23 protein-coding genes are annotated in these 25,359 nt (G+C 40.5%); 19 read left to right on the forward strand and 4 right to left on the reverse strand.

The window, feature by feature from the left end; all coding sequences use genetic code 11:
* Positions 1–315: 315 nt before the first annotated feature.
* The 10 genes from EHO65_RS11345 to EHO65_RS11390 all read left to right on the forward strand — a co-directional run bounded on the left by EHO65_RS11345 (position 316) and on the right by EHO65_RS11390 (position 8,175).
* Positions 316–1,593 (forward strand): phosphoinositide-specific phospholipase C-related protein, encoded by a 1,278-nt coding sequence (locus tag EHO65_RS11345; RefSeq protein WP_208744056.1) that lies wholly within the window; start codon positions 316–318, stop codon positions 1,591–1,593.
* A gap of 199 nt (positions 1,594–1,792) precedes the next feature.
* Positions 1,793–2,464 (forward strand): response regulator, encoded by a 672-nt coding sequence (locus tag EHO65_RS11350; protein WP_135774370.1) that lies wholly within the window; start codon positions 1,793–1,795, stop codon positions 2,462–2,464.
* A 57-nt stretch (positions 2,465–2,521) separates the two neighbouring features.
* Positions 2,522–2,974, forward strand: a complete 453-nt coding sequence (locus tag EHO65_RS11355) for a Spy/CpxP family protein refolding chaperone (protein ID WP_208744058.1) — start codon at positions 2,522–2,524, stop codon at positions 2,972–2,974.
* Positions 2,975–2,998: 24 nt separating this feature from the next.
* Positions 2,999–3,556, forward strand: coding sequence for an RNA polymerase sigma factor (locus EHO65_RS11360; protein ID WP_100722696.1), 558 nt, complete (start codon positions 2,999–3,001; stop codon positions 3,554–3,556).
* Positions 3,541–3,843, forward strand: coding sequence for a hypothetical protein (locus EHO65_RS11365; RefSeq protein WP_135774372.1), 303 nt, complete (start codon positions 3,541–3,543; stop codon positions 3,841–3,843). Before EHO65_RS11360 ends, EHO65_RS11365 begins: the two co-directional genes overlap by 16 nt.
* Before the next feature lie 162 nt (positions 3,844–4,005).
* Positions 4,006–4,359: a single-stranded DNA-binding protein gene (locus EHO65_RS11370; protein ID WP_135774374.1), complete on the forward strand. Its 354-nt coding sequence runs from the start codon at positions 4,006–4,008 to the stop codon at positions 4,357–4,359.
* A gap of 90 nt (positions 4,360–4,449) precedes the next feature.
* On the forward strand, positions 4,450–4,995 hold the full coding sequence (locus tag EHO65_RS11375; protein WP_135774376.1) for a phosphoribosyl-AMP cyclohydrolase: 546 nt from the start codon (positions 4,450–4,452) through the stop codon (positions 4,993–4,995).
* Positions 4,996–5,047: 52 nt separating this feature from the next.
* Positions 5,048–6,067, forward strand: a complete 1,020-nt coding sequence (mltG, locus tag EHO65_RS11380) for an endolytic transglycosylase MltG (RefSeq protein WP_135774378.1) — start codon at positions 5,048–5,050, stop codon at positions 6,065–6,067.
* 12 nt (positions 6,068–6,079) lie between these two features.
* Positions 6,080–6,337 (forward strand): hypothetical protein, encoded by a 258-nt coding sequence (locus EHO65_RS11385; RefSeq protein ID WP_135774380.1) that lies wholly within the window; start codon positions 6,080–6,082, stop codon positions 6,335–6,337.
* A 167-nt stretch (positions 6,338–6,504) separates the two neighbouring features.
* A complete protein-coding gene (locus EHO65_RS11390) occupies positions 6,505–8,175 on the forward strand; it encodes an acyl-CoA dehydrogenase family protein (protein ID WP_135774517.1) in 1,671 nt (556 codons plus the stop codon).
* A 108-nt stretch (positions 8,176–8,283) separates the two neighbouring features.
* Here the strand turns inward: EHO65_RS11390 and EHO65_RS11395 are convergent, their stop codons facing one another.
* Both EHO65_RS11395 and ilvD read right to left on the reverse strand, forming a co-directional pair.
* Positions 8,284–8,895, reverse strand: coding sequence for a hypothetical protein (locus EHO65_RS11395; RefSeq protein ID WP_024863946.1), 612 nt, complete (start codon positions 8,893–8,895; stop codon positions 8,284–8,286).
* Between the two features lie 108 nt (positions 8,896–9,003).
* Positions 9,004–10,860, reverse strand: coding sequence for a dihydroxy-acid dehydratase (ilvD, locus tag EHO65_RS11400; protein ID WP_135774382.1), 1,857 nt, complete (start codon positions 10,858–10,860; stop codon positions 9,004–9,006).
* Between the two features lie 96 nt (positions 10,861–10,956).
* Here ilvD and eat point away from each other — a divergent pair, with 96 nt between their 5' ends.
* From eat to EHO65_RS11425, 5 genes are all read left to right on the forward strand, one after another.
* Entirely contained in the window at positions 10,957–12,267 is a 1,311-nt protein-coding gene (gene eat, locus EHO65_RS11405) for an ethanolamine permease (RefSeq protein ID WP_135774384.1), read from the forward strand.
* A 47-nt stretch (positions 12,268–12,314) separates the two neighbouring features.
* Complete coding sequence (locus tag EHO65_RS11410) at positions 12,315–13,709, forward strand: ethanolamine ammonia-lyase subunit EutB (protein WP_135774386.1); 1,395 nt, start codon at positions 12,315–12,317, stop codon at positions 13,707–13,709.
* Positions 13,706–14,488: an ethanolamine ammonia-lyase subunit EutC gene (gene eutC, locus EHO65_RS11415; protein ID WP_135774388.1), complete on the forward strand. Its 783-nt coding sequence runs from the start codon at positions 13,706–13,708 to the stop codon at positions 14,486–14,488. The genes EHO65_RS11410 and eutC overlap by 4 nt, the downstream gene beginning before the upstream one ends.
* A gap of 88 nt (positions 14,489–14,576) precedes the next feature.
* Positions 14,577–14,807: a hypothetical protein gene (locus EHO65_RS11420; RefSeq protein WP_135774390.1), complete on the forward strand. Its 231-nt coding sequence runs from the start codon at positions 14,577–14,579 to the stop codon at positions 14,805–14,807.
* A gap of 158 nt (positions 14,808–14,965) precedes the next feature.
* Positions 14,966–15,421: a TIGR04452 family lipoprotein gene (locus EHO65_RS11425; protein WP_135774392.1), complete on the forward strand. Its 456-nt coding sequence runs from the start codon at positions 14,966–14,968 to the stop codon at positions 15,419–15,421.
* Between the two features lie 2 nt (positions 15,422–15,423).
* Here the strand turns inward: EHO65_RS11425 and EHO65_RS11430 are convergent, their stop codons facing one another.
* Both EHO65_RS11430 and EHO65_RS11435 read right to left on the reverse strand, forming a co-directional pair.
* Complete coding sequence (locus EHO65_RS11430) at positions 15,424–16,362, reverse strand: hypothetical protein (RefSeq protein ID WP_135774394.1); 939 nt, start codon at positions 16,360–16,362, stop codon at positions 15,424–15,426.
* Positions 16,363–16,383: 21 nt separating this feature from the next.
* Complete coding sequence (locus EHO65_RS11435) at positions 16,384–16,890, reverse strand: tellurite resistance TerB family protein (RefSeq protein ID WP_135774396.1); 507 nt, start codon at positions 16,888–16,890, stop codon at positions 16,384–16,386.
* A 116-nt stretch (positions 16,891–17,006) separates the two neighbouring features.
* Here EHO65_RS11435 and metG point away from each other — a divergent pair, with 116 nt between their 5' ends.
* The 4 genes from metG to EHO65_RS11455 all read left to right on the forward strand — a co-directional run bounded on the left by metG (position 17,007) and on the right by EHO65_RS11455 (position 25,324).
* The gene (gene metG, locus EHO65_RS11440) at positions 17,007–19,037 is read left to right on the forward strand and encodes a methionine--tRNA ligase (protein ID WP_135774398.1); all 2,031 of its coding nucleotides are present in this window, start codon (positions 17,007–17,009) and stop codon (positions 19,035–19,037) included.
* 30 nt (positions 19,038–19,067) lie between these two features.
* On the forward strand, positions 19,068–21,701 hold the full coding sequence (locus EHO65_RS11445; protein WP_135774399.1) for a [protein-PII] uridylyltransferase family protein: 2,634 nt from the start codon (positions 19,068–19,070) through the stop codon (positions 21,699–21,701).
* A gap of 14 nt (positions 21,702–21,715) precedes the next feature.
* Positions 21,716–23,437 (forward strand): alpha-glucosidase, encoded by a 1,722-nt coding sequence (locus EHO65_RS11450; protein ID WP_135774402.1) that lies wholly within the window; start codon positions 21,716–21,718, stop codon positions 23,435–23,437.
* Positions 23,438–23,596: 159 nt separating this feature from the next.
* Positions 23,597–25,324: an acyl-CoA dehydrogenase family protein gene (locus tag EHO65_RS11455; RefSeq protein WP_135774404.1), complete on the forward strand. Its 1,728-nt coding sequence runs from the start codon at positions 23,597–23,599 to the stop codon at positions 25,322–25,324.
* The last annotated feature ends 35 nt before the right edge of the window (positions 25,325–25,359 follow it).

Consider the following 25,359-nt stretch of genomic DNA (forward strand, 5'->3'; position numbering starts at 1 on the left):
TCGCATTTTGGGGACTTTCTTCCAATGAAACAAGTTGTTTTCATGCGATAAATTTAAAGAAAAACGAACCATTGCGATTATATATGAGTTATGGACTTATATTCTTTTGAATTTATATTAAATAAATTTAATATATGAGCGGCTGCTCACTTAACTCTGTTTGTTTGTGGTCCCACTAATTCATTATTAAGCTTTAAATAACGATCGTTCTTCATAAAAAGAAACATATATAAGCCGCTTATAAGAAGAAGCTTGTTACAAGTTAAGCCTTCGAAATATTATGCATCCACAGAAGTAAAAAAGGTGAATGGAAATATGAAGAGAAAATTAATCATGCTTACCGTTTTGCTGATAAGCTTGTCTTCGACTAGTTTGTTTGCGAGTAGGGGAGCAGTAACTGAAAGTCCGATCGATATATTCGAAAAGTCTGCGGAAGCAAAATCACTTGCTGTGCAAAGACAAGTGCAAGTAGCGGCAAACCTGCCGGTGCACAAGGCTTTGTTTTATGGCACACATAACTCCTATAATAGCAAAGCGTATGCAGGACCTTTCTTTTCTTACGCTTTCCCGAACCAACAGGTTTCTATTACTGACCAGTTGAGATTGGGAGCTAGGTTTATAGAATTAGATATTCATTATTATTTGAGCACGAATTTCAAAAATGATTTCTTACTTTGCCACGCTAAATCCGACGATATTGGGTGTAACGTATTCGATCGTCCTGCGAGCAAAGGATTAGAGGAGATTCGCAACTGGATTTCTTCTCCTCAAAACAGAAACGAAGTTCTGGTACTTTATTTTGAGGATTATCTGGATGGAAGACAAGATGAGTTCTTGGGAATCGTTAGAAGTTACCTAGATCCATATCTATACAGATATAGCGGTTCTTGCGAAGACATTCCGAGCGCTGCAAATATGCCTAAACTCAAAGACATCGTTTCTTCTAATAGAAGGATCTTGATGATGAGCAACGGTTGCTATGGCGGAGTTTGGAATCAATACTCAAAAAGGATTTTCTTCGGAAGTAATACAATTAGCCCTAAAGCTTTCCAAGGTTATCCTAGCTGTAACTGGTCTAGAAGTGTATATGATAACACTATGACTCGTGTTTTCAATGATAGCACCAACTACTTTGGTATCTATGATGGTGTGAAAGAAAGTGGAGTATTCACAAATGATAATATTGCTCAGATGTTATCTTGTGGCATCAGCGTATTCGGGATAGATCAATTCAGCCCCGACTTTGCAAAACAAGGACTTTGGTCTTGGGATAACGCAGAACCAAACGATTATGGTGGAGCAGAAGACTGTTTACAGATCGTAGGAAGTGGACGTTGGAACGATAACAAATGTTCCAATAGCTATCGTTATGCTTGTAAAGATGGAAGCGGAAACTGGGCAATCACGGATGCTTCTGGAAATTGGGCAAATGGAAAGAGTGCATGTTCTGCTAGAGGCTGGAACTTCTCTTCTCCTGTAACTCCATATGAAAACAAGAAACTCCAAGAGGCAAAAAATGCTAAGGGAGTTTCAGAAGTATGGGCAAATCTTACCGACCAATACTCGGAAGGATACTGGGAAGCCGGAAGATAATCTAATATACTTTCTGCTTTAAGGTAAAAACGGGATCTTCGAGGAATCGGGGTCCCGTTTTTTTATTTTTAGGCCAAATTCACCGGAATTTTATCGTCGACTTAAACATTATAAAAACGGATGATTTACGAAGAATAAAAGTTTTAGCCGGCCTTTTTGGGGGCTCTCCGGCGCTTGGTTAAGGAAACGTTTCAGATTTATGATCCAATCTTTCTTTAAAATTTTATTTGCGGAAGATAACGAAACTTCTGCCGAATTGCTCATTCATTTTTTGGAAAGGTTCAATTTCGAAGTGGACCATGTCGTAGATGGAATGGCAGCTGAACTTAAATTAAGAAAAACCAAATATGATTTTATCCTCTTGGATAATATGATGCCCGTACTTTCGGGGGTCCGCCTAGCAAGTAAGGTCCCTGATCTGAATAAAAATACCCCCATTGTCTTCTTAACTGCTAGCAACGAAAAAGAAGAGGTCATGGCTGCAGCACATAGTAAACAACTTGTAGGTTATATTCTCAAACCTTTTGATCCAGAAAAACTTTTACAAAAGATCGTTTCGGTACTGAAAATCCCGGAAGATATGCTTGTGGACAAAAAGAAATATCCATTCTCGATTGAAAGGACCCAAAACGTATCTTACGGAAATGGAGTGAAACTCATCGGTTGTCCTTTCCAAAAAAATGCGGAGAAGATCGCCCAAGAGATCGCATTTGTTCTGAAGGAACTCCCCGGAGTTCGTAAGTTCTTCATCGAAGTGGGAGAAGAATTCTATTATCACAAAAGAGCCCAGGAAATCCTGGCCTCCCTAGTGACCCGTCTGGCTTCTAAATACGAGATAAGGGAAGAAGATATTCTCATACTTTCTCCTTAATTTTTTTGGAACCGACTTTTTAGGCTCCGGTCCCAGGAGCATAAAGAGGAGAAATGAATGTTTCGCAAAATTACGAAAATAACCGCGATTTTGTTGGTGCTGGGGACTACCGCCCTACTGACTCAAGGCTGCCATCATAAATGGATGTCTCATGAGAAAAGAGCCAATTATATCGTCAAAAAACTTAAATCAGAATTGGATCTAACTGATACACAAGCAGCTGCCCTTGATAAAATAAAAGAGGACGTGCTTGCAAAACGTAAAGAGCTAAAGATGGGCGGACACTTCCTTCCTAAGGAAGCAGTAGAAGAACTTCGTGCTGACAAATTGAATCCTGAAAAATGGAACAAACTGGGCGAAGAAAGAGAAAAAAAGATCGCAGCTCTTAGAGTATTTTTCACCAAAAAGGCAGTGGATTTCCACGCGATATTAACTCCCGAACAAAGAGGGAAACTGGCGGATCTAATCCTTAAGTTCCAGAGTAAATTCGATAAGGAAGACGAGGATTAATTTCCAAAGTCTTTCGGAGGTAAAATGGGAGAGGCAGAATTTTCCCGCTTCGTAGAAGAAACCAGGGAGATCGTCTTAGCGGCGATCTCCCGTTACTTGTATGAACGCTTTGCATATGCGATAGATGATGTCGCACAGGAAACATATCTTCGCGCTTATAAGGCATTACAAAAAGGTCAATTTAGGGGAGACTCTAAGCTGACCACTTGGTTATACACAATCGCTAGGAACGAATCCATTCGTATGAATGAAAATCTAGTTAGGGAAGAAACCAAGGCGGAGAAAGCCGGAAAAAGATCGGAAGAAGATTCCAGAAGTTTCGCTTTTGATAAAGAACTCCCGGAGGATAGAGAAGATCTTCCTACTTGGGAAAAAGCAAAACTTTGGATTGGCAATCTTCCCGAAGCGTATAGAAGTGTGATCCAATATTATCTTTCCGGATATTCCGAAAAAGAGATCGCAGAAGTTCTGGGAGTTCCTGCGGGAACGGTAAAATCCAGAGCGGCTAGAGGAAAGGAAATGTTGCGAAGAATGCAGAACTCCGAAAAAAGAGAAGGAGGAGAAGTATGGGGAAAATATTAAAAGATTGTCTACCAATGAAGGAAGAGATCGAAAAAAGAAAATCAGATCCGAACTGGTCTAAAAATTTAGCTTCTTGTGTGATCGATAGATACACAAAAGAAGAAAGTTCTAAAAAGTTGGTCCAGTTCCCGATCAGAAATGTATTAGCGGCCGCGGCTGCACTCCTCTTAGGCATTTCTATCGGTTGGTATTCTTTTGCCGGGCAATTCAACTCAGAAGATGAATACTATCTTGGTGTTTCTTCTATTTTAGAAGGCGAATCTTACCTTACCACTCTGGAAGAATAAATAGATCGGGCCTGAATTCTCTGGCCCGTCATTCTCTTTAATCTAAGCCGAATCTCCTGGAATCAAAATTCCGGGAGATGTTCCGCTAAATCCAAAAAAATCACAAGCACAGTAAACATTCTACTACACGTAACTCCCATATTCCCCAGGAGGAGAATGTTTATGAAAAATTTATCACTCACAGTTCTGGACGGTTTTTTAACCGGCGATCCGGAACTAAAGAGAACCCAAGCTGGAAAGTCTGTCACAAATTTTACAGTGGCGGTGAACCATAACTACAAAAGAGCAGAAGGAGAAGAGTCCGAGGTTTCCTACGTAGACGTAGAGGTTTGGGAAAGGCTTGCTGAAAATTGTTCTGAATATCTTAAAAAAGGAAAAAAGGTAACAGTAATCGGACATTTAAAACAGGATAGATGGAAAAATCAGGAAGGCCAATCCCGTTCCAAGGTCAAAGTAATAGCGGACGAGGTCCGATTCGACAGCTTCGGAGATAGAAAAGAAAAAGAAGCGGCGTAACATCCTCACGAGGGCGAGGCCTTGGGAGGATTTTCAAGGTCTCACCTTTCTTGACGGTTTGGGTCGGTCCTTGGTTTATGTAGGAAAAGAATGCTTACTATTATTTGGGCCGGTGGACAGCCGGGAAAAATTTCCGAATTGAGAAGAATGACCCAAGCGGAATGGGAACATCTTCGCAATGATCTTCCGACTAACGTGAAAACTTTTATAGACTGTGACGAAGATACCGTCTTAATTTCTCATCCCAACTTTTCGGAAAAGGAATTGGTAGAAATCTCCAATTTCGATGGCCTCAAATTCTCCGACGGTTTGATCCCAGTGATCACCAAAGATGAGAAGGGCCTTGTTTTAATGCAGGCATTCTCCAATTTAGAAAGTTTGGAACTCAGCAAAAAAGAATCCCTTGGAATTTATTTCAGCAGGTCCAGGAACCAGCTATGGAGAAAGGGAGACACTTCCGGACATATCCAAAAACTGAAAAGGATCTTAGCACCCGATGATGGAAGTTTTGTTGTGTACGAAGTGGAACAGGAAGGTGCAGCCTGTCACGAAGGGTATTATTCCTGTTTTTTCAGAGAGCAGGATAGAGCTGGGATAAAAAACTTAGTTCCAGAGATCCCTTTTTTAGGGAAGTAGAGGTTCCGTAAAAAGGAAATTTCGCCGATAGAAATACGAGGCAGATGCGGTTATGATTTTTAAAAATACATTCGTGAGAAGATCCGTTGTTTTATTAGGCATACTTGCACTTTCGGGTGTGGTCGCCTTCTTTGTTACAGATGAGATCAAAGGTGGAGCCGTAGGTGCCGGCCAGGTAAAAGTGGACATCATAGTAGAGCCTGGCGATTCTCCTTCAGAAGTTACTGAAAATCTTTCCAAGAACGGATTATTAAAATCTTCTAAATATTTCCTTTTTCTAATTAAAGCAACCAGATCTGCAGGAAAGATCAAGGCCGGTCTATATGAGATCAATGACGGGATGGATGCGCGTAAGATCCTACAAGTGATCACGGAAGGAAAAGTTAAACTTGTCACATTTACCGTTCCGGAAGGTTATAATAACCGCCAGATAGGCGATTTATTAGTTAAGAAAAACTTAATTAAGACCAGAGCCGATTTTTTGAATGCCGCTTCCAGAACGGAGCTATTAAGAGAGTTTAAGATCCCTGCAAATAATGCGGAAGGTTATCTATTCCCGGAAACTTACAGTGTTCCGGTGAATTTCCCTGCGGATAAGATCGCAAGGATGATGATCAAAAGATTTTATGTTAGATTGGAGAAGGTTCCTGGAGCAAAGGAATTAGATCCTAAAAAACTGCATGAGATCGTGGTCCTTGCTTCAGTGGTAGAAAGAGAAGCCAAAAAAAATGAAGAAAGACCTTTGATGGCCGGCGTATTCTTAAATCGTTTGAAACAAGATATTCCTTTGGAGTCTTGCGCTACTATCCAGTATCTTTTTGATAAACCTCATCCTCGTATTTTTGAAAAAGATCTGAAGATCGTTTCTCCTTATAATACTTATATGAATAAAGGATATCCGCCTGGTCCTATTTCTAATCCGGGACAACCTTCTTTAGAAGCGGCACTCATGCCAACTAAGACAGAGTATCTATTCTTCTTATTAAAACCGGATGGATTTCATTACTTCTCTAAAAGTTTTAAAGAACATGCCGAAGCTAAGAAAAAGTATATCGACGTTCTTTACGAATAGAGGATTACGATCATGAGTTCCCCTGTAGAAGAAATCGTTTCGGTCTCAGAACAATTAAAAGAGGTCCAAAGGGCTTTGGATCTTTTTAAAGAAAAGCAGCTTAAAAGAGAATCGGCGAGCGACGCGGCTATTGAATTCGTAGAAAAGGCAAGTTTGGTTTTGGATCGGGCAGAAAGAAAAGAGATCCTTCTCACTGATGACCAAAAAAGAAGGATCCGAAATAATCTATTAAAGATTAGATCTTCTCTGGTCCGCAATATGGAAGGTTGATCTAGGAACTCCTACAGGCTTCTATTGGACAGAGGAAGGCACCTTCTTTCGGACATTCTGTCTCATTTCTTCCCGAGACTTTGGTTCAAAAACTTAAATGACAGGCCGAAACGGCCCCAGGTTATAGTATTTTGAGTAATATTTCCCAATATCGGTAGGAACAAATGATGGCAACGAAAGCTCCGACGGACTCTTCGGCGGCAAAACAGGCTTTAAGCAAGTCTTCAGCAATAATCGAACAAGTAACCAAGGCCTTAGCGGCTAAATGTAGCTCCAATGGAAAAGTTTCCGTTTCCAAAATGGACCAAAACCAATTCGTACAATACCAAATCGCTTGGTTGACCTCCGAACAAAAGATCGCAGAAAATTTTATTGATTACGCTTGGAACGATTCTCTCGGAACAGGTGAGCTTGAAAAATTAATGGCTCAGGTTTTTGCAGCAGAAGTTGTTTCTCATATCCGCAGTGAGTTTAGTTCTAGAACTTCCGAATATGGTATTTCTACTCAGGACCTAATCTCTAAATTATTCGATGAGTCTACGAACAAATTCTTAGAAGAAGCCAGCGCGATCGAGAACTACAATCATATCGCTGATCTTATCGTTTCATTAGGACATTTCGGTGCTTATGGACTTAGCGAAGATCACGAAATGTTCCGCCAAACTTTCAAACAATTCGCGGAAGAAGTTGTAGCTCCTAAAGCAGAGCATGTTCACCGCCATGACGATATCGTTCCTGAAGAGATCATCCAAGGTTTAAGAGACATGGGATGTTTCGGTCTTTGTATTCCTGAAACTTACGGTGGACTACAACCAAACGATAAAGCGGATAATATTTCCATGCTTGTTGTAACCGAAGAACTTTCCAGAGGATCTTTAGGGATCGCAGGATCTCTAATCACTCGTCCTGAAATTCTTTCCAAAGCATTATTAAAAGGTGGAACGGACGCTCAGAAAGAGAAGTGGCTTCCACTTATCGCTTCCGGCGAGAAGATGGGTGGTATCATGGTAACCGAACCTAATTACGGTTCAGATGTTGCCGGAGTTTCCGTTACCGCTAAAAAAGTGGACGGAGGCTGGTCCATCAATGGTGTTAAAACCTGGTGTACTTTTGCAGGATATGCAAACCTTCTTCTAATCCTTGTAAGAACTGAATCCGATCCTGAGTTGAAACACAAAGGTCTTTCTATTGTTCTTGCAGAGAAGCCAAGTTTCACTGGTCATGAATTTGATTATAAACAAGACGGTGGCGGAAGAATTTCCGGTAAAGCAATCGGAACTATCGGCTATCGTGGTATGCACTCTTTCGAAGTTTCTTTCGAGGACTATTTTGTTCCTGAAGAAAATCTGATCGGTGGAGAACCTGCAAGAGGAAAAGGATTCTATTTCCAAATGGAAGGTTTCTCTGGTGGAAGGATCCAAACTGCAGCTCGTGCAAACGGTGTGATGCAAGCGGCTTTAGAGGCCGGTCTTCGTTACGCTCAAGAGAGACAAGTATTCCAAAAACCAATCTTCGATTATAACCTGACTAAGTATAAGATCGCTCGTATGGCGATGATCGTTCAGGCTTCTCGCCAGTTCACCAATACTGTAGCAAAACTTTTGGACAACCACCAAGGACAAATGGAAGCGACTTTGATCAAGTTCTACGCTTCTAAAGTTGCGGAATGGGTGACAAGAGAAGCAATGCAGATCCACGGTGGAATGGGATATGCGGAAGAATACGCAGTTTCTCGTTACTTCGTAGATGCTCGTGTGTTCTCCATCTTTGAAGGTGCGGAAGAAGTAATGGCTCTTAGGGTAATTGCAAAATCTCTAATGGACCAATACTCTGCTTAAATTTCTTCTCAAACTCTGAAGAATAAAAAAGGAAGTCGAAAGACTTCCTTTTTTTATGAGTGAAACAACCCGTCGAGAAGCAAATCAAACTAATAGTATTTGAGTAACTTAACTAGCGAGTTGTTCTACGAAGGCAAGAATGTCTGAATTGTCTCTTTCTAAAAACTCAAGAGTTCTTTCTACTAGATGATCCAAATAATAACTCGGATTATGGTAATCTCTTAAGAAAGATTTTACTTGTTCTATCTTTTCCTCAGGGATTCTATCTTCCAGAACGATCTGAGCTAATGCATAAATTCCGAATGCGGATTTGAACGGATCGTTTAGAGAAGAGATGGAAATGATCTCATCTATATCAATTTCTTTGAATGTAGGAATTAGATCTCCGATGAGTTCCAGAGCGCCTGTCGGAATGGTCCTGTCCAAGGACTTAACATAATTGATGAATAATCTATAAGACTGAGAATCCCCAATACGAGAAAGCATATGAAAGATCCCGGAAAGAAGTCTTTTATGAAATCCCCAGGATAATCTGCCCGAATCCGCCTCTCTAATTGCTTGGTATAAAAAACTCCATACCAGTTTGTCTCCGGATCTTGCTCTTTCGGACAATTGGTCCAACCAAAGATCGAAGTTCGGATTGTCCGATTCCTTTTTAAGGAAATCCATCAGCTCAGAGGGAGTTTGTACAGAAGGGAGAGTAAGGGCAATTTTCGACATAAGTAGAAGATACTCTCTTTTAAGATCGGTTTCCAGTCTTTTTATCGGGCATCGATTTTTTATTCTTTTAGAATTCCCTTACTCGAGGAATAGTTTTGTCTCATTAAATTATTGATGTTCTACCTGGCTCACATCTCTGACTGCTCCGGTATGTGCGGAAGTAGTCAGAGCTGCATAGGCTCTTAATGCTGCGGAAACTGTCCTTTTTCTGGACTTAGGTTTCCAAGCTTCTTTTCCTTTATCGTTCATTCTATCTCTTCGATCAGAAAGATCTGCGTCACTCACTCTTAAGTGAATGGATCTGTCTGGGATATCTATCTCAATGATATCACCTTCTTCCACAAGACCGATAATTCCGCCGGCTGCTGCCTCTGGGGAAACATGTCCTATAGATAGTCCGGAAGTCCCTCCGGAGAATCTTCCATCAGTCAGAAGTGCGCAAGCTTTTCCTAAACCTTTGGATTTGAGATAAGAAGTAGGATATAACATTTCCTGCATACCAGGTCCACCTTTTGGACCTTCGTAACGGATCACGACTACGTCACCTTCTACCACTTCGTTGCCTAGGATTTTGGCTACGGCTTCTTCTTGGCTTTCCATCACTCTGGCTCTTCCCTTGAATTTCCAGATGGACTCATCTACGCCTGCCGTTTTTACAATACAACCTTCAGGTGCGATATTTCCATAAAGAACTGCGAGCCCTCCGTCTTGAGAGTATGCATGTTCTACATCTCGGATACATCCGTTTGCTCTATCTAAATCTAGTTCAGGCCAACGTTTATCTTGGGAGAACGCTTCCGTTGTAGGAATTCCACCAGGTGCCGCGGAGAATAATGCATATGCTTTGGAGTTTGCATTCTGACGAACGATATCCCATTCTTCTAAAGCTTTGCCTAATGTAGGAGAATGAACTGTAGGTACGTCTCTATGAATCAGTCCTGCTCTATCTAACTCCGAAAGAATTCCAATAACTCCGCCAGCTCTGTGAACATCTTCCATATGATATTTTTGAGTAGCAGGAGCAACTTTACAAACACAAGGAACTCTTCTGGAGATCAGATCTATATCATGCATTTTGAAATTGATCCCGGCCTCGTGTGCTGCTGCGAGAATATGAAGTACAGTATTTGTTGACCCTCCCATCGCAACATCCAATGCCATCGCGTTTTGAAACGCTTCATAAGTGGCGATATTTCTAGGAAGAACAGACTCATCGTCTTGTTCATAATATCTTTTTGCGAGATCTACGATCAATCTTCCTGCGGTTAAGAAGAGTTGTTTTCTGTCTGCATGAGTTGCTAACGTGGAGCCGTTACCAGGAAGAGAAAGTCCTAATGCTTCCGTAAGACAGTTCATTGAATTTGCAGTGAACATCCCGGAACAAGATCCGCAGGTAGGACAAGCGGAACGTTCAATTTGCTCCACGAGTTCGTCGGAAACATTTTGATTGGCGGCTTCTACCATCGCGTCTACCAAATCCAATTTTCTGATGTCCCCATTCCAATTTACTTTTCCAGCTTCCATCGGTCCACCGGATACGAAAACAGTCGGTATATTCAAACGTAAAGCTGCCATGAGCATACCAGGTGTGATCTTATCACAGTTGGAAATACAGATAAGTGCATCCGCAGTATGAGCGTTGACCATATACTCAACTGAGTCAGCGATCAGGTCACGGCTTGGCAAAGAGTATAACATTCCGCCATGCCCCATGGCGATACCGTCATCTACTGCGATCGTATTGAATTCTTTTGCGACGGCTCCTGCCTTCTCCACTTCTCTTGCGACCATTTGCCCTAGGTCTTTTAAATGAACATGTCCTGGAACGAATTGAGTGAATGAGTTTGCGATGGCGACGATCGGTTTTCCGAAATCACCTTCTTTCATACCGGTGGCTCTCCAGAGTGCTCTGGCTCCGGCCATATTGCGTCCGTGGGTGGAAGTACGAGATCTTAACTGAGGCATATTGAATGCTCCCTGGTATAAGTTTAGACGTCGAGTTTTTTCCTAAAGAAGAAACGAACTTGGAATAGGTACACTTTTTGCTATTTAAGTCCAAAGATGGAATCAAAAGAAGAATTTAGTCGAACTCTTGGTCCTTGGCTACTCTGGGGCTTAGGAGTCGGATACGTAATTTCGGGCATGTATTTTGGTTGGAACCTGGGTCTACCAGTAGGCGGGACTTTGGGGTTAGGAATTGCCACCTTACTGATCATTCTGCTATATGTTTGTTTTTCTTTCAGCTACACAGAACTCGCATGTATGATCCCCAAAGCAGGAGGAGCATTCGACTACGGTAGAGAAGCTCTCGGAAATGCCTGGGCCTATATCGTTGGCACCGCTCAGTTGATTGAATTTTTATTTGCACCTCCTGCGATTGCCGCTGCTATCGGGGCCTACTTTTCTTTATTTTTGCCAGGTATAGATCCGATCTGGATTGCAATTGTTGCATACTTGCTCTTTACGAGTTTGAATATACTTGGAGTGAAATTTGCAGCATCATTCGAGTTTGGAATTACTATATTAGCAGTTTTTGAATTACTTTTATTTTCGGGACTTACACTTCCAAGTTTTTCTTGGCAAAAGTTTTCCTCGAATCCATTGCCTAATGGTTGGACCGGAGCCTTATCTTCTTTACCGTTTGCAGTTTGGTTTTTTCTGGCGATTGAAGGAGTGGCAAATGTCGCAGAAGAAACAAAGGATCCTCAAAAAAATATCCTGATCGGATTCGGATCTGCGTTAGCGACATTAGTTGTACTTTGTGGATTGGTGTTTTTTTCTTCCATAGGAGTGGGAGGATGGGAGATGATCGTGTATCCGGAGCCTGATGCCGCTGCTTCCGATTATCCTTTGCCTCTTGCATTACGAAAATTATATGGAGAATCCGGTTGGGCTTTTCATCTTTTGATTACGATCGGGTTATTCGGTCTGATTGCTTCTTTTCACGGGATCATTTTGGCGGGGGGAAGAGCCAGTTTCGAGTTTGGAAGAGCGAACTTTCTTCCTAATTTTTTCGGTAAGATACATCCTAAATTTAAAACTCCAGTGAATGCTTTGCTTGCGAATACTGCATTCGGGATCGCAGCATTATGTACAGGCAAAACATCCGAGTTGATTACATTGTCTGCATTCGGAGCTTTGCTTTTATACTTTTGCTCCATGATCAGCTTCTTTGTGCTTCGAAAAAAACAACCCGACAGGGAAAGACCATTTATGGTCCCTGGAGGGAAACTTCTGCCTTCTATTGCGCTTATTCTCTCTGCAATCGTCTTAGCAGTATCTGCATGGCAACATCCGATCTTATTTGGGATCTTTGTTTTGATCTTAGGAAGCGGATTGGTATGGGCCAGGAATTCCATTTTTGCAAAATGAAACTTGCACTTTTCTCAGATATGGTATGAGATCGATAGGGAATTAATATGGCTTATAAAACCGTTCTTGGTAGGAAGTCCTACGTATTTCCTGATCTAAAAACTTTGCTGGCTAAGGCAAGTCCGCTTCGTTCAGGAGACCAATTGGCCGGTATTGCTGCTTCTACTCAGGAAGAAAGAATCGCAGCCCAAATGGCTTTGGCGGATCTTCATTTATCAGAATTTTTGAATATAGAATTGATCCCTGGAGAAAAAGACGAGGTTACTCGTCTAATTTTTGATTCTCATGATCGATCTGCATTTTCTAAAATTTCTTCCCTAACAGTGGGAGAATTTCGTGACTTTCTTTTAAAGGAAAATACGGACTCCGAACGGATCTCAGAGATCCGAGATGGTATCACTCCCGAGATGGCTGCCGCCGTTTCTAAATTGATGTCTAACCAGGATTTGATCTTGGTTTCTAAAAAATCTCCAGTAGTTACCAAGTTCCGAAATACAATAGGACTTCCCGGAAGATTGTCCGCACGTTTACAACCGAATCATCCTACAGACGATCCAAAGGGAATTGCTGCGAGTATTTTGGACGGACTTTTATTAGGAAGTGGAGATGCGGTGATCGGCATCAACCCGGCCACGGATAACGTTCCTACGGTAATTGCACTTCTTAAGATGTTGGATTCTATTATCCAAAAATATTCTATCCCGACTCAGTCCTGCATACTCTGTCATGTAACAACTTCTATGAAAGCAATGGAAGAAGGTGCTCCTCTTGATTTAGTGTTTCAATCCATCGGTGGAAGCGAGGCTTTAAATAAAAGTTTCGGAGTAAACTTAAACATTTTAGAAGAATCCAGACAGATGGCTTTGGAATTAAACAGGGGAACCGTCGGAAACAATGTGATGTATTTCGAAACAGGACAAGGGAGTGGATTGTCTGCAGGTGCGCATTTTGGTGTCGACCAACAAACTCTAGAAGCAAGGGCTTATGCAGTAGCAAAAAAATTCGATCCGCTACTCGTGAACACTGTGGTTGGTTTTATAGGACCTGAATATCTATATAATGGAAAACAAATATTAAGAGCAGGACTGGAAGATCATTTTTGCGGAAAACTTTTAGGTCTCCCTATGGGTGTGGATGTATGTTATACAAATCATGCGGATGCGGACCAAGACGATATGGATACATTACTTACCTTGCTTGGGGCTGCAGGATGTAATTATATAATGGGAGTTCCTGGTGCGGATGATGTGATGTTGTCCTACCAAAGTACTTCCTTTCATGACGCTTTGTATCTGCGCCAAATTTTTGGACTAAGGCCCGCTCCTGAATTTGAAAGCTGGCTTTTAGAAAAAGGTTTATTCGAAACTACGAAACAATTTCTGCCGAAAGAAAATCAGAATAGAGTTCTGCTCGAAGGAATTTTAGAGGATAAGGCCGGATGAATCCTAAAGAATTTTGGAAAAGTTCAACTTCTGCAAGAATTGGTATTGGAAGATCCGGAGGTTCTATCCCTACCTCCGAGTTATTAAAATTTAGATTGGATCATGCAAGAGCAAGAGACGCGGTGTTAGTGGAACCTGATTTCGATACAATTAACTTAGGTCTCGAAAAAATTTTCCAACCGTTAGGAAGCGAAATCGTTAGAGTAGAAAGTTTAGCAAAAAGCAGAGAAGAATATTTACTTAGACCGGATTTGGGTCGTAGGATCTCTGAACCTTCTCGAGCAAGATTAGAATCTAAAAAGGGAATATATGACCTCGTATTGATAGGTGTAGATGGACTTTCTGCAAAGGCGGTCGATTCAAATTTGATACCATTCTTACAAGTGTTGGTTCCTATCTTATCCGAGCAAAAATATAAGATCGCACCGTTCGTTTTAGGAAAATTAGGAAGAGTCGCAATCGGAGATGAGATAGGAGAAATTCTGGGGGCCAGGGCGGCGGTATTGCTCATTGGAGAACGACCAGGGCTTACATCTGCGGATAGTTTAGGAATGTATCTTACATTTGATCCTAAGTTAGGCAAAACAGATGAAAGTCGGAATTGTATTTCGAACATACGCCCGGATGGCTTAGATTTCCATAAGGCAACCTTAAAAACCGCTTATTTACTTTCCGAGTCTCTCAAACGAGGTATATCTGGAGTGGATCTAAAAGATGAAATGACTCCGGACTTTTTAGAAAATTCGATAAATCGTTCGAATATTACAAATTCGACTTGAATCCTTATCCTCAAAGGAATACATTTTATACAATGAACTAAGTAGAGAAGGACTGAGATCCTTATCTATAGGCGAAAAGGGAAAAAAGATGTATAAGAATAATATTGAATTCATCATTAACTCGACTAACAAAGATGAGCCGATGTATGGTATCATTGCTTTGGTAAGTGACACTCTGGAATCCATGAAAGCGGATATAGCATCTCAAAGGGTGGATGAAGAACAAAAGAAAGCATTTCGTTCTGCTATGAAAGATATGATCTCCGGTTTGATTAAACTGAATGGGATCGTAGAAGGGATGGGGCAGAAAGTTAGATAAACAGCCGATATTTCCTCTCACAAATGTATTACGAGCCTGGTCCAGGCTTGTAAAGTTAATGATAAATAATATTCTCACTTTTCAATTTCTAGAATAGATGATTGTTCAATCGTACTAGATTGATTAATTTGCAAATTACGCTATTTTAGGAGAAATAAATGGGAAAGTTAGTCACCATGTTGACAGTATTGTCGATTGGTCTCATAACAAATTGCCTGATTTGGGACGCTGTCGGACTAACCGAAACTTATAGAGGAGACGAGGCTAAAAAGAAACTGATTGGTGCGGCCAGGGTAGGTGATTATCTTATGGCTGATATTGCATATCAAGAGGACGGATATACTGGTGAAGAGCTGATCTCTCGAACACTTCTGGATGTGATTATGGCATCTCTTATCAACGAAACAGTGATGAGTCTTAATGAATCTAGATATTATCGAAAGCGAGAGGTAAATGAGTGTGCAAAAGTACTAAGCTATTCAGGTCCGATATTTGATTTTGATTCTTTCGTGATATATTCATTTAATTCTACATGCAGCTTGCGTCCTGATAACGAAATTATAGATTCTCGTCCAAAAAAAGATTCGAATGGCGAATCTAAAAATGATAAATAATATTAATCCTTCCCTAAAAATAACCGGATTCCTTTTGCAATCGTCTGCAGGGTTCTCGCCATCAAACCTTCTAATTTGGTCTGAAGAAATAGTTCCATAATAAGTTTTCTAAGAGCCAGATCGAAAGGAAGGTTGAAATCATTCCAGTCCACTCCGAAGCGGAAAGGATAGGATTCAGATTCCTCTTCTTCTCCTAAACCTGTATGCAATAAGGTTCCTTCAAAATCTGTATGATGTTCATCTATATGTCTAAATTCTAAAGTAAGATGAACTTGCTTTTTGAATAAAGGCAGAGGAATAATTTCGAGTCCTGCAAGTTCTCCCCAAGTTATCCCACTTAATGTGAGATAACCTCTATCCCCGCCTTTGAGTGTTCCTGTTCTGAGTAAACCTTCTCTGCCCAGTCTACAAGAACCTATCCTGCTTCTAAAAAGAATTTCTAATGGAGAACCTGCATCTAAAACTCCGTTCTCGATTTTGATGTCCCGTATCTGGATATTAAATACCGGAGTTAAGGTTTTGTCTTCTATGTCAATACTGGAGTGGGAAACCTTCTCCAATTTGAATTGGATCCTTCCTCTTTTAGGAAGATATTCTATCTTTTTCCTGGATTCTACTCTGTTTGTATAATCCATATGGAAAGAGCGGACATTCACACCTCTGAATATTAATTTTCCTTTAAATAGATTGGAGAATGAGATCCTGAAATGTACGAAACTTCCTTTTGCATGTACTATATCTGTTCCGAGTTCCCCCGGAAAGAATATTACAAAATGTCTGGCCCAAACCCAAAGTCCTGGAAGTAAGATACCTGGAGTTAGCCAACGGAATTTGAATAGCCTAAAGGATATTATATTTACTAGAAGTTGTAAGAATGGTCCGCTTAGTATGAGCTGAAGGCCCAAGTAGCCGGATAATAGTAATAGAATTGGAAAAGGCATGAGAAGGAGGCGACTAGAAGTTCAGTCTTCGTCGCCGTCCGTATATTTATTATCTATGTTCTTCTTATCCATGGAAGAAATTTCTAGCTCCCTTGCTAGATCTTCCAAAAATTCTTTCTCTCGATCGGTGAATTTGCCGTCAGTAGTTACGATACATACTGCGTCTTCGTAGAAGTTTACGGCTAAAACAGGATTCCCTTCTGCAAAGTCAGTGATCATTTTTACTGGAAGAGGAGATTCGAATACTTCGGATAACTCTTCAATGATCTCCGCTTTTTGATCTTGGTGATGATCGAAGATACAATCTTTATCGAACATCGCTTTTACCATTTGTCCGACAAGATTTCCTTCTTTTCTATGAAAGACTCCGTCTGCATGACAAGAATAAGACCAAAGGCTCACTAGAACCTTGGCGTAATTCATCTTGAGTTGAAAAATCTCCGTTTCTCTATCCAGACTTTTCTGAAACTTTTCGTAAAACTCATGACCTGGTAGAACTTTGCTAGCCAAGGATGAAACCCTTTCCATTTTCAATGCCTTCCCTTTAAGGGTGTTCCCGTTTTTCCGATGTATTTTAACCCAACCTGCGGTTTTGCAATGAAAATCCATGTTGATTTTGGGGGAATTTTTCTCAACCTGACTATGTGAGTTCCGAATCAAAACGAAAGATCCTCGTTACTTCTGCTTTGCCTTATGCGAATGGTCCTATTCATTTAGGCCATGTTTTGGAAGCGATCCAGACTGATGTTTATGTTCGTTATCAAAAATCATTAGGCAATGAGTGTTATTTTTTCTGTGCGGACGATACACATGGCACGCCCATCATGCTTGCTGCAAGAAAAGAAGGGATCAGCCCGGAAGAATTGATCGACCGTGTTAGAGCGGAACATTACCGGGATCTTTCCGGCTTTTTAGTAGAATACGATAATTATTATACCACTAACTCCGAAGAAAATCGAATCCTTTCCGAAGAAATTTATCTTTCTCTAAAGGGAAAAGGACATATCGCGGAAAGAGAAATTGAACAGGCTTATTGTGATACCGATAAGATGTTCCTTCCGGATCGTTTTATTAAAGGGACTTGTCCTAACTGCGGGACCCAAGACCAGTATGGAGATAGTTGCGAGAATTGTGGAGCTACCTATTCTCCTAAAGATCTAAAAGATTCTCATTGTTCCTTATGCGGAACTCCGCCCGTTAGTCGAAATTCTAAACATATCTTTTTCAAATTGGGAGATTTTGAAAGTTATCTTTCCAATTGGGTGGAGAAGGGTTCCCATGTTGCGGAAGGTGTTCGCAAAAAACTGAAAGAATGGTTCGAAGCCGGGCTCCAAGATTGGGATATTTCTCGTGACGGTCCTTATTTCGGATTTAAGATCCCCGGCGAGACTGAAAAATATTTTTATGTTTGGCTGGATGCTCCTATCGGTTATATGGCTTCCTGCTTAAATTATTTCAAAGGGGATCGTAAAAAATTCGATTCTTTCTGGAAAGATGAGAAGACTGAGATCTCCCATTTTATCGGAAAAGATATATTATATTTTCATACTTTATTCTGGCCTGCTACCTTGGAAGGAGGAGGCTATCGTTCTCCTACTCAAGTCCATGTTCACGGTTTTATTACCGTCAATGGAGAGAAGATGTCTAAGTCTAGAGGAACCTTCATCAAGGCGGATGGTTATCTGAAACATTTGGATCCGGAACATCTTCGTTTTTATCTGGCCGGAAAACTCGGACCCGGAATGGACGATCTGGATCTTTCCTTCGATGATTACACTGCAAAAGTGAATTCGGACTTCGTAGGGAATTTTGTAAACCTGGTTTCCAGGGTTGCCACTTCTATATTAGATAAACTTGATAGGACTTTGGGAAGTCTGGACTCGGAAGGGAAAAAAATCCTGGATGAGCTCAGAAGTTCCGAATCTAAGATCAGAGAATGGTATGAAACCCGAAATTATACTAGGGTAATGAAAGAATGTTCCCGCTTGGGCGATATCGCGAATAAGTATGTGAACGATCTTGCTCCTTGGATCCAAATCAAATCGGATGCAGAGGCAGCTCGTAAAACTGTTACGGTTGCTTTAAACGCGGCCAGAATTCTTTCCATTTATTTATATCCTGTTCTTCCCAAATCAGGGGAGAAGGTGTATAAAATTTTAGGTTTAAACAAAAAGCCTGAGTTTAGCGATCTTGCTTCCGATCTGGAAAAAACAAAAGTATCCGCATATGAAATGATCACCAAACGTGTAGAGGAAAAATCGATTCAAACCATGTTAGAAGAAAACACTTTGGAAACTAAATCCGCTCAACCTGCAACTACCTCCGCTGCTCCTAAAACGGAAGGAGTTTTGGAAATTTCAATCGAGGATCTAAGCAAAGTAGATCTTAGAGTCGGTAAAATTATAGAAGCCGGTCCCGTAGAAGGAGCCGATAAATTGGTCCAAGTAAAATTGGATCTGGGTCCTCTTGGAACTAAGAATGTTTTTGCAGGTATCAAGGCTTCCTATCAACCTCAGGATCTTCTTGGATTGACGATTGTTGCGGTTGCCAATTTGAAACCAAGAAAGATGAAGTTTGGTGTTTCAGAAGCAATGCTTCTGGCTTCCGGAGAAGGCGAGAGCCTCAGCCTTTTTGTGCCTCATAGAGGCGCTAACCCTGGCGATAAATTGAAATAAACTCAGTCTAACAGCTAGTAGGAACCGACCTTGCCTTTAGAATTAGATATCTCCTATAGTTTTCAAAGGCTTTTGGAAAAGAGTAGGGCGGTTTCTGGCCGCTTAATTTCTCGCCAGCTCACATTTATCATAGATTCCTTTTTGAGGGCCAGGTTTGAAAAGTCATCCGGCATCTTAAAAAAAGGGGAAGAAGTAGCAGTAATCGCTTTAGGTGGTTATGGACGAATGGAGATGGCTCCTCATTCCGACGTAGATATATTATATTTACATAATGGAGTTCCGGATTCTAAACTTTCGGAGATCATTTCTTCCATTAATACTTATCTTTACGATTCCGGAAAGGAAGTCGGACATACCTGCAGAACTATCAAAGAATCATTTCGTTATTTGGATGATATGTCCAGCTTTCATGCCGTCTTGGATAGTAGGTTCCTAACAGGCTCCAAAGAATTATTCAAAAAATACCAAGAAGAATTTTTAGCAAAACTTCCCCCAAAGTTCGCGATCAGATACAACCAAGCTAAAGAAGACCAACTTTCGGAAAGATTCTTAAGAGAGGGGAGGCCCATCCTTCTTTCAGAACCGAATTTAAAAACGGATCTTTGCGGTTTAAGGGATATTCAATATTTATATTGGACTGAAAAATCCAGAAGCCCTATCCGTTCTTTAGGCGGACTTGCGGTACTTCCTGTTTTTCAAAGTGGAGAAGTCCAAGCATTGGAAGAAGCTTATGATTTTCTGATCCGAGTCAGGACAGCACTTCATATTCTTACAGGAAGAAAACATGATCGTTTAGATCTGAATCTTCAGCCTGAGGTTGCCGAGTATCTAGGCTTTGGTAAAAAAGAGGATATGCAAACCATAGAGAAGTTTATGAACACTCTCTATAGTCATCAGAAGAATATATTTTTTATCGTTCGTGTATATTTGGATTCTTTATTGGCAGCTCAGAAAAAAGGAGAAGCCCAAAACTTCGACTACGAAGGTATTCGATTCTTAAAGATTGGAAATACGATCTTTCCTCCAAGCGAAGGAAATCTTTTTGCAGATCCTCATACATTATACAAAGATATTTTACTTACTTTTAGAATGATCCAAGAAACAGGTTTTGAAGTTTCTGGTGGATTGCTCAGTGAGATCCGATTTGCTTCTCACTTTTTGGATGATGACTTTAGATATTCTGCAGAGGTTAACGGCGGATTTATCAGCATTCTTCAGAATAAAAAAGATAGAGGAAGAATATTGAAATTAATGCATGAATGCCAGGTTCTAGGTGAACTTCTGCCTGAGTTCGGTGCATGTACAAATTTTCCTTTGTTTAGTTATCATCATGAGTTCACAGTAGATGAACACACACTTCTTATTCTTCATGAATTGGATCGTTTGGATAAAGGAGAGTTTGAAGACAGAGAGATCTTGGAAGTTTATAAAGAATGTGATAAGACTGAAATTTTGGCTTTAGCAATTCTTCTGCATGATGCCGGAAAAGTAAAAGAGGGAGACCATTCCGAATACGGCGCAGAACTTGCTGTTTCTGTCGGATCTCGTTTGGGATTATCGGAAGAAGATACGGATCTATTCCGTTTCTTGGTCGAAAAACATATTCTGATGTCGGAACTTTCTTCCAAAAGGGATATTTCCGATAAGTTGTTAATCCGCAATTTTGCGAGGACTGTTTCTAATCCGGATAGACTTAAACTTTTATACATTCTAACGATTATTGATACCAAATCAGTAGGCACAAACGTTCTTACGAATTGGAAAAAAGCCATCTTAAATGTACTTTATAAAAACTCAATAGACTTCTTCAAAAACAAAAGAACTGATTCGGAAGATCCTCATGGAGAAGAGGAAAGGATAGCTCTTGCTAAAGACTTGGTTGCGTATCTAACGGAAAAAGAAGGGCAGGATCCTAAAATTTCCAAAACGATCGCATCTTTTGCATATTCAGTGATCCCTGAAAGTTTTCTAAAAACCGTTTCGAACCGAAAGATATTAAAATATTTTAAATCGATTACTTCTCTTAGCCAGGATGAGAACTCGACTCTACTCTTGGATTCAGAGCAAGATCCTGCCTTCGTAACCGTAGAGGTGGTAAGTCGTAATATTCCCGAAATCTTATTGGATTTATGTTGTTCCGTTTCATCCGAGGGCCTAAGTTTAGTCGGGATGCAAAGTTATACTTTCGAAGAATTTCAGATCCATATTCTTCAAGTAACGGACTCTCAAGGAAGTGGGAATATTTCTTCCGAAAAACTTTCCAGAATGGAAGGCAAACTAAGATTGATGGCTTCGGGAGAATTGCAAAGAGATAGTATCGCTTTCGAAAGAACAGAATGGAATCCACGTAAGACGATACCTGAAAGTATCATCAATCGCTCCGTTCGTTTTTCTAACGAAGATATTACGGATACTACCATCATGGAAGTCCGGATGCCGGATATGGTTGGTTTAGTCTATAGGATCTTAAGGAAAGTATTCGATTTTGGTTTAAAAGTTTCTCATTTAAGGGTTTCCACTTCTGCAGACTATGCTTATGACTCATTCTATCTCCAGACAAAGGACGGGGAACAGGTCAAAGATGCAGAATTGTTAAAATCCCTGGAAGATAAGATCTTGATAATCCAGCCAGTGGAAAGGATGACAGGGGAACTTGTTTTTTAAAAATGGTCCCCAGTATGGATTCGGGCAGTCGTTCCACAGTCACTTCTAAAAGAAAAAAAGAAATCGCGAAATCTGTTAGGCCGATCAAAAAGTCTAATCCTTCTCGCCGAGCTAAAAAGATAGACGCGGACTGGTGGAAGAACGCGGTAGTTTACCAAATCTATCCTAGAAGTTTTAAAGATACCAATGGGGATGGGATCGGCGACCTAGAAGGTATCATTCAAAAACTAGATTATCTGAACGACGGGACTCCCAACTCTCTCGGTATTGATGCAATCTGGCTTTCTCCAATTTATCCTTCTCCTATGTATGATTTCGGATACGATATTTCGGATTACGAAAGTATCGATCCTGTATTCGGAAACTTAGAAACGTTCAAACGTTTATTAAAAGAAGCTCATAAACGTAAGATCAGGATCATCATGGACCTGGTTGCAAATCATACTTCTCACCAACATCCTTGGTTTTTAGAATCCAAATCTTCCAAAGACAATCCTAAGAGGGATTGGTATATTTGGAGAGATCCAGTAAATGGCAAACCTCCAAACAATTGGATGGGAACTTTCGGTGGAAGAGCCTGGACCTTAGATAAAACCACAGATCAGTATTATTATCATTCTTTCTTAGCGGAACAACCGGACTTAAATTGGAGAAATCCAGAAGTTAAAAAAGCAATCTTCTCCATGGTCAAGAATTGGCTGGATCTAGGAGTGGATGGTTTCCGTCTGGATGTTGTGAATCTATTTGTTAAAGATTCAGAGTTAAGAAGTAATCCTCGCAAAAGGTGGATCGCTAGACCTTTCGATCAGCAAAATCATATTTATGATCGTGATCGCCCCGAGATGCACGATATTCTAAAAGATCTCAGAAAACTTTTGGATTCTTATGGAGATAGAATGTCGGTGGGCGAAGTGATGATGGAGCCTCCCGGCACAAGTGCACTTCCTGCTTCTTATTATGGTGCGAAAGGTGATGAACTTCATTTAGCATTCAACTTCGCTTTCTTTTATACTCCTTGGAAGGCTGAAAAATTCAGGGATGTGATCAAAGAATGGGAGAAGTATCTCCGGGACAAGGGCTGGCCGAATTATACATTAAGTAATCATGATTTTCGCAGACATATCTCCAGATATTCCAAAGGAAGAGAGACCACTGCTAGAGCTAAGATCGCAGCTCTAATGCTTTTGACCCTAAGAGGAACTCCGTTCTTATATTACGGGGAAGAACTTGGGATGATGGACGAAAGAGTTCCTAAAAATCGCATCCAAGATCCAGTTGGTATCAGATACTGGCCGGTATATCCAAGCCGCGATAATTGTAGACTTCCTATGTGTTGGTCCGGAGATGTGAACGGTGGGTTCAGTAATGGAGAACCTTGGCTTCCTGTTTTTTCAAAATACGAATCCGTAAACGTGGAAACTCAGTCCAGATCCATCGAAAGTTTATTAAATTTTTATAAAAAGTTAATATGGCTTAGAAAAGGGAATGATATCCTGAAAAAAGGAACTCTTGCCCTGGATTATGATTCTCCTCCTGGAGTTCTTCAATATACAAGAGAGTTCGAAAAGAAAAAATGTCTGATCATTTTGAACTTTGAGAATGAATCCAAAAAGATCGTAGCAAATGCAAATCGTACTGCTCAGATACTTATCTCTACTCATAGAAAACCTGAGAAGATGGAGATCCCAGTAGTATTCGAGATCGCACCTTACGAAGGTCTAGTTTTAGAATATTAAGAAAAACCTGCTTTTCTAGTTCTATAACCAAAGCTATACTTTTTCTTCCAAACAAACGATGTTCGATGCATAGTATTCCGAACTAAAAAGTTCTGGCAGTCGAGTTGTATTCACTTATGATAGTGGTATTCAGGTCGCCGTTCTTTAAAAGGAAATATTATGAATCATCCATTACGTTTAGCAGAGAACCCAGGTTTATCTTCTTACGACTTAACCGGTTATAAAGGAAATAGAGGTAAAAACTTTTATGATGAGGACAAGATCCTTCAAAGAGTAATAGAAAGATACTCTTCCGACTACAAAGCGGATCATAAAAAAGCGATGGTCGACCATCTCAAAGGTTATGGAGAATTGGTCGGCGGTATCTTAGACGAACTCACAGAAGCAAGTCATAAAGAAGGTAAATACGGAGAAGTAGTTAAATACGATAGAACCGGAAATCGTATAGATCATATCGCGTATTCCCACGAACAAAAACTTTCCAGAAAGATTTCCTATGATTATGGAATTGTTAATTTAGATTTTCATGATGAATGGAAATTTCCTTTTACTGATCTTCATAGACAGGCATTGACCTATCTTGCCAACCAGAATGGAGAAGGAGGAGTAACTTGTCCTTTGGCAATGACTGAAGGAATGATCCGAGTTCTTCAAGGAATAGGAACGGAAGAACAGAAAAAGAAATATCTTCCTTTGGTGGCAGGTAAGGGTTCCTTCTCTCATTTTATGGCAGGACAATATGTGACGGAAAGAGTAGGTGGAAGTAATGTAGGTGCCAACCGTACGATCGCCCGCAAAGGTGAGAACGGAAAATGGATCTTAAACGGAGAAAAATGGTTCTGCTCCAATCCGGGAGATCTTTGGGTTACCACAGCTAAGATAGAAGATACGGAAACAGTTGGTTTGTTCTTGGTCCCAAGGATTAAGGATAATGGAGAACTGAACGGGCATCATATATTAAGAAAAAAAGATATTATAGGTTCTAAAGGAAAACTCACAGTAGAGATCGTATACGAAGATCTGGAAGCCGAGGCTTTAGGAAGACCGGCTCACGGAATTGCAAACCTCATCCGTTATGTGATCCGAACTTCTAGAGTCCATGTAGGTCTTGCCGCTTCCGGAATGTCCAGAAGGGCATTTATGGAAGCCAGAGAATATTCCAGATACAGAACAGCTTATGGAAAAAAGATCCAGGATTTTCCTGCATATTCGAGGGAGCTTGCGGAGATGAGAATTCTATATGCTGCTTTGGTTATGCCGATTTTCCGTGGGATTGATTGGACACAAAAAGGAATTTTAGCGGAACAGATCTCTACTCCATTGATGAAATATAGATCTTCTTCACTTTCTTCTCAGATCACTCATAGAGCAATTATGGCATTGGGTGGTTCAGGAATTATCGGTGATTACACTTGTTTGCCAAGACTTCATAACGATTGTATCATCAACGAGACCTGGGAAGGAACTCATTTGATCATAACGGATCATGCGCTTGGTGCGATGAACAGAGCGAAAATCAGAGATTCTTTCGTTTCAGAATTGAAGAAAAATTTTGACTCTGCTAAAAAATACCCTGAGCTAAAAGCTGCTGCTGAACTGGGAGAAAATCTTCTATTAGATTGGAATAAGAGTATTGAAGAAAAACCTAGAGAATGGAAGGAAACTTATAGAGTGGATCTTTCCGACCAAGCTTATGGTGCTCTCGTTCTTTCAGAATTTTTGGAGCAGGCAGTTTTTGATAGAACATCCGGTTCTAAAAAATCCAAATTCGATTCTTTCGCGAAAGGTTTTGCAGCTTTCTTGTTCAGAACTCTTCCTAAAACTTTTGGGGATTATGAATCTTTCCGTTTAGACCAGGAAGAAGTAGACGAGATCGTAAACTGGTAATTTTGTCCTAGATTCGTTACTACAGAATATATTTC

It is taken from the genome of Leptospira andrefontaineae (assembly GCF_004770105.1).
Classification (GTDB): Bacteria; Spirochaetota; Leptospiria; order Leptospirales; family Leptospiraceae; genus Leptospira_B; species Leptospira_B andrefontaineae.